This window comes from Lentibacillus daqui (genome assembly GCF_027186265.1).
Classification (GTDB): domain Bacteria; phylum Bacillota; class Bacilli; order Bacillales; family Amphibacillaceae; genus Lentibacillus_C; species Lentibacillus_C daqui.
In genome coordinates, this window is sequence record NZ_CP114176.1 from 825,422 (window position 1) to 837,710 (window position 12,289).

Below are 12,289 nucleotides of genomic sequence, written 5' to 3' on the forward strand. Positions count from 1 at the left end.
TCAACCTAAACTTTTTCCATAAACCCGAACTGTACGCTGTTCTTAGAAATAATTTTCTGATAAAATGAAAGAGTATATTGAAAATGATTACTATGAAAAAACTTTATATTTTAGTAAGTGGAACTATCTAACAAAGGAGTGTGATGACATGTACGAGTTGACCTTTACGGATGTTGGCGAAGGGCTCCACGAGGCGGAAATACTGAAGTGGTTTGTTCGGGAAGGGGAAAGAGTTCAAGCTGATTCACCCATTGTCGAAGTACAAACGGACAAGGCCTCTGTAGAGATCACGTCACCGAAAACGGGGGTGGTTAAACGTTTGTTTGGCGAAGTAGGGAAGATCGTTAAAGTGGGCGAAACACTTGCCGAGATAGATTTATCGCAAGGGGAAGCGGAACCGGAAAGGGAAAATAACACCTCCGGACAGCCGGAACAATCGGTACAAACGAAATATCCGCATTTAAAATCATCCCCCAATGAACCGCGAATTATTGCGGCACCAAGTGTTCGAAAATTTGCCAGGGAAAAAGGCGTCGATTTGAAATTGGTAACTGGAACGAAAAAAAATGGGCGTATAACAAAAGAAGATGTTCAAGGTTATCTAAATAATAGGACTGGGTTCACTGTAACGGATAACATGGAAACCAAGAAACCCCAAGAAACGCCACCAAGTGATGAGGTGCTTCCAATCAAGGGATTACGCCGGCAAATTTATCAAAACATGACGAAATCGGCGTTTACTATTCCACATGTTACCGGGATGGATGAGATCAATGTGGAAAGGCTCGTTCAATTGAGGAAAGAACTCAATCATGTTTCGGAACATAAGATTACGTATCTACCAATCATCATAAAAATAGTAGTGGAAGTTTTGAAGAAAAATCCAATTTTTAATGCATCAATCGATGAGGAAAAGCAAGAGATTCATCTGAAAAAGCAGTATAACATTGGCATCGCAACGGCAACTGATCAAGGATTAATCGTACCTGTAATCCACCATGCCGATCAAAAAAGCATTGATGAATTGGCATTGGAAATCGCAACTCTTGCCACGAAGGCTGAAAATGGGAAGTTATCATTAGTCGAGTTGCAGGGTGGAACATTTACCATTTCCAGTACCGGGGCCAAGGGCGGGTTTTACGGAACGCCGATTATCCACCATCCTGAAGTTGCCATCCTGGGTGTTCATGCCATTAAGGAGAAACCGGTTATCCTTCCAAACCGGGAGCTTGGGATTGGCAATGTGATGGGAATCAGCTTGTCATTTGATCATCGGATTATCGATGGGGAGCCCGCAGGAAGATTCATGAATGATTTAACCCATTATATGGAACATCCTGAAAGCTTACTTTTAAAGACTAGATAAAGGAGGCAGGAGTATGTTTGAAGAGAACCAATTAGCGTTTGACCGTGTACAGTTACTAAATGAAGAGGGGAAAATAAATAACCCTTCATCTGATATGCCGATTAGTAATGATACCATGTTACATATGTACAAATGGATGAAAAAAGCGAGATTGATGGATGAAAAGTTATTACGGATGCAACGACAGGGGCGGATAGGGACATACGCGCCATTAAGTGGTCAGGAGGCGGCTCAAGTAGGGAGTGCCTTTGCATTGGAAAAGAGCGATTGGTTATGTCCCAGTTACCGCGATCTTGCCGCATGCATGGTTCATGGGATGCCATTTGACCAGGTACTGCGTTATGTGAAAGGACATTTATATGGCAGCCGGAATGCGGAGGGACTGCGGATGTTGCCGATTCAGATCATCATTGCTGCACAGACTCTGCATGCAGTAGGAACTGCCTTTGCAGCCAAATTAAAGCATGAACATACCGTTTCGGTTAGCTATTTTGGCGATGGAGCAACTTCACAGGGTGATTTTCATGAAGCATTGAATTTTGCCAGTGTCTATCAATTACCTGTCGTGTTTTTCTGTCAAAACAATCATTATGCTATTAGCGTGCCACGAAAACAGCAAACAGCCAGCAATACGATCGCACAAAAAGCAATTGCATATGGGATAAAAGGCGTGCAAGTTGATGGAAATGATCTGGTTGGCGTGTATCAAGTCATGAAGGAAGCAGTACAACGAGCGAGAAATGACGAAGGGCCAACATTAATTGAGGCGGAAACCTACCGTCTGGGACCACATACGACGTCAGATGATCCTAATAAATATCGTTCCAAAGAAGAGGTACAGCAATGGATGGAGAAAAGAGATCCAATCATTCGGGTAAAGAAGTATTTGATCAGTAATCAGCTATGGAATGAGGATGAGGAACAATCTTTGGTAGCAAGCCTTCAACAGGAAATGGATATAGAAATCGACCAAGTGGAAAAAGAACCAACCCCATCATTGGCAGAGGCGTTTGACTATGTGTATGCCACGAAGAGTAATCAATTAGTGGAACAGCAAAAATATGTGACTACTTTTTCTCAAGACAAAGGTGGTGATCTCCATGGCTAAAATGACGCTGTTACAGGCAATCAAACAGGCATTGGAATTGGAAATGGAACAAGATGAGCGGGTTGTCATATTGGGAGAAGATATCGGAGAAAATGGCGGTGTGTTTCGTGTGACCGATGGCTTGCAAAAGCAGTTTGGCAAAGAACGCGTCATTGATACGCCGTTAGCTGAATCAGCCATCATCGGAACATCGGTCGGAATGAGTCTGAACGGGATGCGTCCCATCGCGGAAATCCAGTTTCTAGGTTTTATTTACGAAGCAATGGATCAGCTGGCAAGTCAGGCGGCAAGAATTCGGTTTAAAACAGCTGGCGGGTATTCTGTGCCACTCGTGATAAGAAGTCCTTACGGGGGCGGAGTGCGGACGCCAGAATTGCATTCCGATAGTTTGGAAGCGTTGTTTAGTCATACGCCCGGTTTAAAAATTGTCATGCCATCCAACTCATATGATGCCAAAGGGCTTTTGATAGCCGCGATTCGCGATGACGATCCCGTCCTATTTCTGGAACCGATGAAATTATATCGGGCAGAACCCCAGGAAATTCCAGAAGAAGCTTATGAGGTCGAGATTGGTAAAGCCAAGTTGGTAAAGGAAGGATTTCACGCCACGATCGTATCTTGGGGACCGCCAGTGGTTACTTTGAAAAAAATAGTAGAATCCTATGAACAGGAAGGGATCCATTTAGAATTAATTGATTTGCGAACCGTAGCACCACTTGATCAAGAAACGATTCTGCAATCCGTGGAAAAAACGGAACGCTTACTAATCGTACATGAAGCAGTCAAAACGAATGGCGTTGGAGCGGAAATAGCTGCATCCGTTTCTGAAAAGGGAATATTTTCGCTGGCAGCTCCTATTTTACGGGTGACCGGATTTGATACGCCATATCCGGTTGGGATGGTAGAAGATGATTGGCTGCCAAATGAGAGCCGGATAAGAAAGATGATTGATGAATTGTTGAGTTATTGAGTGAGATTTGTTTGAAAAGCGTATATTTCCCTATGGCATTATCTGAAAAATTGTATTAATATTAGTGTTAAGATTTTGTTGAAGGAGTGGGAAACTTGGAACAGTTATATAACAATTTAGACGCGATCTATGACGAAATGGTCGATATTCGCCGCCATCTGCATCGACATCCGGAACTATCGTTCAAGGAGGAGAAAACAGCGGCGTATATTGCTGATTTTCATAGGCAATTAGGGCACAAGGTTCGTACCAATGTAGGTGGGAATGGAGTGTTGGCTTATTTGGAAGGAAAAAGGCCAGGGCCTACCGTAGCATTACGTGCAGATTTTGATGCCCTGCCAATTCGGGAACAGACGGATGTACCATTTAAATCAGTTAATGAAGGGGTAATGCATGCTTGCGGCCATGATGGACACACTGCAACTTTATTAGGCCTTGCCAAAGTGTTGAACGGAATGGAAGATGAACTGGAAGGAACAATTGTTTTCGTGCATCAGCATGCCGAGGAATTGCCGCCGGGTGGTGCCGCAGCGATGATTGAGGATGGCTGCCTGGACGGAGTGGATGTTATCTTTGGCACCCATTTACAGGCACAGATGCCACTGGGTGAAATTGGTTATCGGGTTGGCCCATTACAAGCCGCGCCAGACCGTTTTGATATTAAAATTCAAGGTCAAGGCGGACATGGAGCCTATCCAAACGATACGAAAGATAGTATTGTAATCGGCGGGCAGCTCATCAATAACCTGCAGCAAATTGTAAGCAGACGTGTTGACCCGCTTGATCAGGCCGTTGTTTCAATTTGTAATTTCGTTGCACAAAACCCGTATAATGTGATTGCCGACACTGCTGAAATGACAGGAACGGTTCGTACGTTCAAAGAAGAAACGCGTGATTTTATTGAAAAGGAAATTGAACGTGTAGTCCAGGGAACATGCCAAGTGTCCGATGCAGATTATGAATATACATATACGCGTGGCTATCCGACGCTTGTCAATCATCGGGAAGAAACGGAATTTGTTGCCGAACTTGCCAAAGATGTGCCTGGTGTGGAAGTTGTCAAGGAAACACCACAGGTTATGGGTGGCGAGGACTATTCGTACTATCTGCAACATGTGAAAGGGACATTTTTCTTTACAGGCGCTAAACATCCAGAACGAGACAATCCATATCCGCACCACCATCCCAAATTTGATATTGATGAGCGCGCATTGTTACATGCTGCAAAAGTACTCGGAAAAGCGACATTGCAATATATGAAGGATCACGCGGTCAAATCGGTAAATCAAGTCGGATAAACGGTTTTCTTTGGGGAGTCTTTGCGAAGGGCTCCCTTTTCATTCGGTGAAAATCCAAAAGATGACTTGTGGATCATACGTGTTTTGGTAATAGGTAAATTTATTGGTTTGGATAATATAGACGGGTTAAGGATCTGTAATCAAAGGTAAATGAAGGAAGGACACTACATATGAATTCTTTAGCTGAAAAAAGGGAAGTAAAGAAAAACAAGGACGTGAAAATGCCAGCCTCAAAAATGGTTATGATATTTATCGTTGCTACTGGTGTATTTATTTCGCTTTATTTTTACTTACCCGACACATTTTCGCATTCAGCCAAAATTATGACGGCTATTGTATGTTTTGGGGTTATCCTGTGGGCGCTTGAGCCAATTCCTTTAGGCCTTACATCTTTAATTGTTTTGGTACTTATGCTGCTTTTCAAAGTTGCTGAAACAGATATGATTTTCAGCGGATTTTCTTCTCCGGCCATTTATCTAATTGTTGGCGGAATGATGTTAGCAAAAGCGGTAAATGAAACACCTTTGGCAAGGAGAATAACATATAAAGTATTAAAAAAATGGGGCAATCATTCAAAAGGGTTATTGGGGAGCATACTTCTAATCATGCAATTGCAGGCCTTTTTTATCCCGGCTACTGCTGTACGAACAACCCTGATGTTGCCAATTTCAACGATGATTATAAAAACGGTGGATGCACGCCCCGGGAGTAATCTACGAAAGATGATTTTGTTAGGTATTGCATTTGGTGGGAATATAAGTGGAACGGCTGTTATGACGGCGGCAATCGGCAATATTTTAACAGTTGAGTTGCTTGACAGTTATGCAAACATTAAAATCACTTATTTCCAATGGTTTTTTTACACATTTCCTTTATGGTTAATATTAATTCCAGCAATCTGGTTTTTACTCTTAAAGGTATTTCCATTAACTAAGAAAGAACAATCTTTTCCCATGATAAAAAATGAAATGGAAGTAAAGCTGAAAGAATTGGGATCCATAAGTGGACAAGAATTTCGGTGTATCTTGATATTAATCTTTATTGTAATTTTATGGTCAACGGAACCTTTACATGGATTGCATCCAAGTATACCGGCAATAATAGGTGTTATATTGATGACATTGCCAGGGATCGGATGCGCACAGTGGGCAAATGTAGTGAAAATAAATTACAATACCGTCTTGTTGACAAGCGTAACGTTATCTATGGGGTACACATTAATAGATTCAGGTGCCGCAAATACAATTAGCGAATATTTAAGTTTAGATTGGGTATTATCTTTTGTAAAAAATCCTTTATTAGCAGTAATATTTATTGCTATATTGACACAGTTGTTCCATAAGTTAATCTCTAATGTTTCAACAGCAGTGGTTACGCTTGTTCCAATTGTAATTAGTATAGCCGCAAATGCAAATGTAGATCCAATGATTCTTGGCTTTACCGCAGGATTAACCAGTCTCTATGGATTTATTTTAGTTGTTGAAACTATGCCTAACCTATTAGTTCATAGCTCAGGCATGATCGATCAAAAAGACTTTCTGAAACCTGGTTTATATGCAACAATAGTATCTACTGTGGCTATTATTATAATGGCGTGTACGTGGTGGAGATGGATTGGATTGGTTTAGATTAGTGTGTATTCCCCATTTGTTAATCTACGGAATAGGGGATAAGAGAGTTATGTGTTGATTACAGGGTATACGATATCTCTCTCAAAGCGTGAAGAAATGCGATGTAAAAATCTGACTAGGACGTTTTTGAGTTATGTAGGGTTCATTATATGGGGGATTAGGGTAGCCCGTTTAGCGGAGTAGATGTTTTTTTATAAGGTACTATTAAATTTGGAAATATGAAAAAGTTACCAAACAGTTCAATTAGAGTATTAATATTTTTTATTTTCGTTAAATTAGCATTGACATTAATCTGAATTTTGTTTATTATTATACTGTATCCAGGATGCGACATCCGGATAGATAAAAATATAGGTGATACCACTTCTTTTGAAAGGAGGGTGAAAATGGAAGGATTGACAGTTTCCCAGCCTTTATATCAACAAGTATATGAAGGCATTAAACGATCAATTTTAAAAGGAGATTTTCAACCGGGTGAAAAAGTAGTCGCTGCAAAATTGGCTGAAAAATACAAAATTAGTCGTACTCCATTGCGTGAAGCACTTAGGCAATTAGAAATTGAAGGGTTGCTTGTGCAAGGACGTTTAGGATTACATGTGGTTAAACTAGATTCTGAAGACTTTCAAGAATTATACGAGTGCCGTTTAATACTTGAAACAGAAATTATAAAGATGGCTGTAGATAAAATTACAGACAAACAGCTTGGCGAAATGAACGATTTACTTAACAAAGCTGATCAAGTATTAGAGAAACGAGGGTACTTGCAACTTTTGGAGTTGAACACGATTTTTCACGAAAAAATATTTGAAGCTAGTCCAAATAAACGTATAGTTAATTTAGTACAGCAAGTTCGAACTTTTTTGCTCATTTACCGTGCGAATATACTAAGGGACTATCAACGCAATTATGATATTAATTGGGAACATAGGAAAATATATGAGGCATTGGTTGAAAGGAATCGAAGTAAAGCAGTCAAAACGATTGAAATGCATATAAAAAATGATCTAATAAGGGGACTTGGGATTATTATAGAATAAGAAAATAAGGTAGGATATCTCCAAACTACTAATAAAGAGACATCCAACCTAAATATGTGTAGGTCTTAATGATATCAAAGTTTCAAGGCATCGGCAAATTTTGAATGTGTTTAGAGTAAAAGTTTATAAAAATTTTGAGGTGATAATAGTGGAACCGATAAAAGGTTTAAAAGTATTGGATTTATCCCAAATTATGGCTGGGCCGTACTGTACGATGGTCCTTTCCGATCTTGGAGCTGAAGTTACAAAGATAGAAAAAATAAATGGCGGTGATGATTCACGTCAGATGGGTCCCTATGTAGAAGGAGAATCCACTTGTTTTTTTCAAATTAATAGAAATAAGAAGAGCCTGGCGTTGAATTTAAAAAGCCAGGAAGGAAAAGAAGTCTTTTATAAACTTGCCAAAAAGGCAGATGTCATTGTTGAAAATTTTCGGCCCGGTGTCACCAAATCACTAATGATTGATTATCAGACAATAAAGGAATTAAACTCCGGGATTATCTACTGTTCTATCTCGGGTTACGGTCAGACCGGACCTTATTCTCATAAAGGTGGTTTTGATTTAGTAGCCCAAGGAATGACAGGACTAATGGATATGACTGGAGTGAAAGGAGGAAGACCAATGAAGGCAGGAATTGCCGTGTATGACATAGGGGCAGGGATAACGGCGAGTTATGCTATCTTAGCAGCTTATGTTCACAAAATGAAAACGGGAAAAGGCCAACTTGTTGATGTTTCTTTGGCCGAAGTAGGTCTCCCATGGTTTGCATGGGAAGCGGCATCCTATTTTTCAAAAGGAACTATACCTGAACCAACCGGTTGGCGCCATCGTGTTTCAGCACCGTATCAGGCTGTTCAGACAAAAGATGGGTATATGATATTAGGTTGTGCTAATCAAAGAACGTGGGAGAAATTCGCTAGAGACGTTGCGGGAAAAGAGGAATGGATTGATGACCCCCGTTACAAAACGAATCTTCTCCGACATGAACATGTAGAAGAACTTGAGAGGGACATTGAAACCGTACTTATGACAGAGGAGAAAGCTTATTGGCTGGAAGCATGTGACAAGGCGGGGGTTCCGGCTGGTCCAATCAATAACTTTGCAGAAGCTGTAGAAGATCCACATTATCGGGCGCGAGACATGATTCAGGAAGTAGAGCACCCAATTATGGGACGCATGAAAACGATTGGTATTCCGACTAAGTTTTCAGAAACACCAGGTACTATTAATACTGCATCTCCATTACATGGAGAACACACAGTAGAGATTTTGAAGAAATTAGGATATGGTGACGACGAAATTATGGAGATGGAGGATAAAGGTTTAATTAAGCTACAAGACGGTACTTTATTAAGAAAGTAGAATTTATGTAAACGTTTTATTTTAATCGAATCTATCAGTAAACTAAAAGATCACATCTGAAATACGTAGAGCTGTGAACGAGAACGGTCAATAACTATTTGGTCGAAGCCTAACCATAGCAAAATTGGCCGTCCTATACTTTGTCACTCCTTGGTGATTGCTGTATGGGAACGGCACCCTTCAATGGGAACTTACGACGTGATTGTCCATGGTATGCCAGATGTGCGAATAGATCCTAATGGTCCGAATTCTTAATTTTCCCCACTGTACATAAAAACAGTACTGTGGACAAAAACAATGTCTAGGTGATGAACTTTAGTGATTCTCAGAAAAAGGAATTCTATCTTTGTTTTAGAGAGAACAATTTATTTTAAAGTATTAATTTTTGTCTTGACAAGTGGGCACATTTCACATATTAAACCAATTGTAGTAATTCAATTAGGAATTTATTGGTCGTTGGGGTGGATTAGATGTCAACCATTTATGTTCTGTTAGTTCTGTTTATAGTTATTATTGCTATGATTTTCTTTATATCTGTAGTAAAGCTTCATCCTGTAATAAGTATTCTTTTAGCAGCTATTGCACTTGGTATTGGTTTAAAAATACCATGGGGAGAGCTTGAAGGTGTTATCAATTCTGGTTTTGCTTCTACAATTGAAGACATTGCTATTGTAATTGTATTAGGATCTTTACTGGGAAAAATACTTGAGGAGACTGGTGCAGCATATAAACTAACGAATTCTACTGTGAATATGGTCGGGGAAAAACGAGTGATATGGGCTATAGGAATTAGTTCCCTAATTTTGGGAATCCCAATATTTGCGGATACGGTGGTAATACTTTTAATCCCAGTAGTTTCGATTCTCGCACAAAAAACCGGAAGGTCTATGATGTCTTATGGGGGCGCATTATATATAGGTGCTCTCGTAACCTCATCACTCGTTCCTCCGACCCCTGGCCCCATAGCAGCTGCTGCCTTATTAGGTACGCAACTTTCTGAGGCAATTCTATGGGGAACTATAGTCGCGGTACCAAGTGTTCTTGTTGCTGTAGCTTATTGTAATATATTAAAAGAAAAGGTGTTACCAAAAAAAGAGTATTTAAGCGCAAATAATTACAGTGAAGAAAAGCTTCCGAAATTAACAAGTTCTTTAGCGCCAATATTTCTCCCTTTGATTCTTATAGTTGGGAATAATGTTATTAATACTCTAAATCCAGAAACCACCTTTGCAAACTTTTTCTCATTTATTGGCTCCCCACTTGCCGCATTGTTATCAGGATGCATACTGTCCTTGATTTTAACAGGGAAGAAGTGGAAATCAAAAGAAGTATTAAATGATTGGGTGGAAAGTAGCCTTAGCACAGCAGCTATGCCGATTGTGGTGACAGGTATGGGGGGAGCATTGGCGGAATTCATTAAGGAATCTGGAGTTGCTGAGAATATTGGGGAAATCGTTGGGAATGCAAATTTTCCTGGTATATTGATACCTATTATTATTGCAGCATTAATTCATGTTATTACCGGATCAAATACTTTAGGTGTAATGACTGCTGCTGCACTTGTTGAACCGATGTTAGGTGGATTTGGTATTTCATCTCTCGCTGCTTTTCTCGGTTGTGGAACAGGTGCACTTATGTTTAAACATACAAATTCCAGTGGTTTTTGGGTAACAGTGACGCTCTCGAATATGAACGTGAAACAGGGTATAAAAAGTGTAAGTGTGGGTTCTACAATTGCCGGAGGGGTTGGTGCTGTGATTACAATAGTTCTTCATTATACAGGAGTTATTTGATTGGGAGGAGGTAGTAATATTTTTTGCCTATTGTTTGGCGAAATAATATGATTTATCAAGTTAAGGCATCATATGGGAGACGGTAAAACTTGTGTAATAGGGATAGCATCTGCTTCAGGATTAAAATTCATCATGAAAAATATCACCCTTAAACACAACTACTTATGGTACAGTACACCTAATCATACAAGTCTTTGATGATGGGGTCTCCAAATTCATAATTGGCCTGGGGGATCAACGACAAATTGGAGGGATCCTCAGGCCCTTGGAACCTAGATAATAAGGATAAACAGTTTAAGTATGGGGGAGCCAAACTAAATAATGTTTGCAAGATTGATTAGAGTAGCTTTGATAATTTATTATAGTAATTTCTCAGTTGCTACTGATACCAGAACCCATTAGAAATAGAACCTTATACGTGTCGGACCGCGAGAAGATGCTAAAAAATGGATGACGAATTACTAGACAGAAATCTGGCCTCCGCGGATTTGGTCAAAGATGAAGAGCTGTTATATGTCGATCTTGTGATAAATGAGAAGAGCAGGTAGATGGGACATCAGGAAAGAATTCACTAGGTATTGCTAAAGCGGCTAAAAAAGATGGTTCCGACATTAATGGGCCTGTTGGAAATGAAATCAAAAAGCTTTTTTGGTTTTGCCAGTATAAAAAGTATAATTAATAAACCATGTCTTTAGATGAGGCTACTAAAAATACTTCAAATTTATTGAAAATAAGTACTGAACAAGTCAGAACTTATTTTTATGATCAGTTACATAAAACAGGATTAAGACAAATAACGATTGAAATGAAAGTAATCACTATTTGGTTAAATTAACAACGAGTAATCTATCAATATTACTTAAAGGAGAGATACAAAATGGATGTTAATAAAGCTACTAATGTAGGGAATGTTGTTCTTAATCGTTTTGGTTCAGTTGCTCAATTAACTTTGTCACGACCTACAGCGCTTAATGCTTTGACTTGGGAAATGTACCAAAAGTTGGAAGAATATCTAGAGATTCTTGCCGAAGATTCTTCCATTCGTGTTTTAATAATTCGGGGTGACGGGGAGAAGGCATTAGCGGCAGGTACGGATATTAACCAATTTAAAAACTTCACTGGTGAAGATGGGGTTGATTATGAACGGAAAATAGACCGCATCATTAATAAGTTGGAAAGATTCCCAAAACCAACAATAGCAGCAGTTCATGGATATGCAGTTGGAGGTGGTATGATTATGGCAACAGCATGTGATTTACGCTATGCAACTTCAAAGGCACGTTTTGGTGCACCAATGGCCCGAACACTTGGGAATTGTTTAAGCTTAGATAATTATCAAAGATTGGTTAGGGAATTAGGGGCTATGAAAACCAAGGAATTACTCTATACTGCTCGCATTATTTCTGCAAAGGAAGCATTTTCAAACAATTTTATAACAGATATTTTTGAAGAACAGATATTTTTTGATAAAGTATTTGAAATTGCTACTAAAATAAGTGGAAATGCCCCATCTACCGTGGATGCAACAAAAGAAGCATTTAACAGATTAAACAAAAATAACAGTTTAACAAATTCTGCGCAAGAATTTAATGATATTATCTCGAAAGTGTATGGTAGTAAAAATTTTGCTGAAGGGGTTGCTGCACATATGGAGAAGCGTTCTCCAGTATGGCAAGAAAAGTAAAAGGGGAAGAAATAGTTTTGTATTGTTATAAAGATCAAC

General features: G+C 39.5%; 10 protein-coding genes. All 10 read left to right on the forward strand.

Annotated features, from left to right (window positions below; genetic code table 11):
• The first annotated feature begins 64 nt into the window (after nucleotides 1-64).
• The 10 genes from O2S85_RS04415 (at nucleotide 65) to O2S85_RS04455 (ending at nucleotide 12,250) form a co-directional block, all read left to right on the forward strand.
• Entirely contained in the window at nucleotides 65-1,366 is a 1,302-nt protein-coding gene (locus tag O2S85_RS04415; protein WP_269411501.1) for a dihydrolipoamide acetyltransferase family protein, read from the forward strand.
• A 13-nt stretch (nucleotides 1,367-1,379) separates the two neighbouring features.
• Nucleotides 1,380-2,474 (forward strand): pyruvate dehydrogenase (acetyl-transferring) E1 component subunit alpha, encoded by a 1,095-nt coding sequence (gene pdhA / locus O2S85_RS04420; RefSeq protein ID WP_269411502.1) that lies wholly within the window; start codon nucleotides 1,380-1,382, stop codon nucleotides 2,472-2,474.
• Complete coding sequence (locus tag O2S85_RS04425; RefSeq protein ID WP_269411503.1) at nucleotides 2,467-3,444, forward strand: alpha-ketoacid dehydrogenase subunit beta; 978 nt, start codon at nucleotides 2,467-2,469, stop codon at nucleotides 3,442-3,444. Before pdhA ends, O2S85_RS04425 begins: the two co-directional genes overlap by 8 nt.
• Before the next feature lie 95 nt (nucleotides 3,445-3,539).
• Nucleotides 3,540-4,742, forward strand: a complete 1,203-nt coding sequence (locus O2S85_RS04430) for a M20 family metallopeptidase (RefSeq protein ID WP_269411504.1) — start codon at nucleotides 3,540-3,542, stop codon at nucleotides 4,740-4,742.
• Nucleotides 4,743-4,912: 170 nt separating this feature from the next.
• Nucleotides 4,913-6,370, forward strand: coding sequence for an SLC13 family permease (locus tag O2S85_RS04435; RefSeq protein WP_269411505.1), 1,458 nt, complete (start codon nucleotides 4,913-4,915; stop codon nucleotides 6,368-6,370).
• A gap of 389 nt (nucleotides 6,371-6,759) precedes the next feature.
• A complete protein-coding gene (locus tag O2S85_RS04440) occupies nucleotides 6,760-7,410 on the forward strand; it encodes a GntR family transcriptional regulator (protein WP_269411506.1) in 651 nt (216 codons plus the stop codon).
• Between the two features lie 148 nt (nucleotides 7,411-7,558).
• Nucleotides 7,559-8,773 (forward strand): CaiB/BaiF CoA transferase family protein, encoded by a 1,215-nt coding sequence (locus O2S85_RS04445; RefSeq protein ID WP_269411507.1) that lies wholly within the window; start codon nucleotides 7,559-7,561, stop codon nucleotides 8,771-8,773.
• Nucleotides 8,774-9,243: 470 nt separating this feature from the next.
• Nucleotides 9,244-10,566 (forward strand): GntP family permease, encoded by a 1,323-nt coding sequence (locus O2S85_RS04450; protein WP_269411508.1) that lies wholly within the window; start codon nucleotides 9,244-9,246, stop codon nucleotides 10,564-10,566.
• Nucleotides 10,567-10,705: 139 nt separating this feature from the next.
• Nucleotides 10,706-10,846, forward strand: a complete 141-nt coding sequence (locus O2S85_RS18755) for a glycerate kinase (RefSeq protein ID WP_369420072.1) — start codon at nucleotides 10,706-10,708, stop codon at nucleotides 10,844-10,846.
• A 597-nt stretch (nucleotides 10,847-11,443) separates the two neighbouring features.
• Nucleotides 11,444-12,250 (forward strand): enoyl-CoA hydratase, encoded by an 807-nt coding sequence (locus O2S85_RS04455; RefSeq protein ID WP_269411509.1) that lies wholly within the window; start codon nucleotides 11,444-11,446, stop codon nucleotides 12,248-12,250.
• Nucleotides 12,251-12,289 lie beyond the last annotated feature (39 nt).

What these genes read in the sequence shown, in the direction of transcription:
- O2S85_RS04415 (WP_269411501.1), top strand. Translation starts at nt 65, where the DNA reads ATGAAAGAGTATATTGAAAATGATTACTATGAAAAAACTTTATATTTT.
- pdhA (WP_269411502.1), top strand. Translation starts at nt 1,380, where the DNA reads ATGTTTGAAGAGAACCAATTAGCGTTTGACCGTGTACAGTTACTAAAT.
- O2S85_RS04425 (WP_269411503.1), top strand. Translation starts at nt 2,467, where the DNA reads ATGGCTAAAATGACGCTGTTACAGGCAATCAAACAGGCATTGGAATTG.
- O2S85_RS04435 (WP_269411505.1), top strand. Translation starts at nt 4,913, where the DNA reads ATGAATTCTTTAGCTGAAAAAAGGGAAGTAAAGAAAAACAAGGACGTG.
- O2S85_RS04440 (WP_269411506.1), top strand. Translation starts at nt 6,760, where the DNA reads ATGGAAGGATTGACAGTTTCCCAGCCTTTATATCAACAAGTATATGAA.
- O2S85_RS04450 (WP_269411508.1), top strand. Translation starts at nt 9,244, where the DNA reads ATGTCAACCATTTATGTTCTGTTAGTTCTGTTTATAGTTATTATTGCT.
- O2S85_RS04455 (WP_269411509.1), top strand. Translation starts at nt 11,444, where the DNA reads ATGGATGTTAATAAAGCTACTAATGTAGGGAATGTTGTTCTTAATCGT.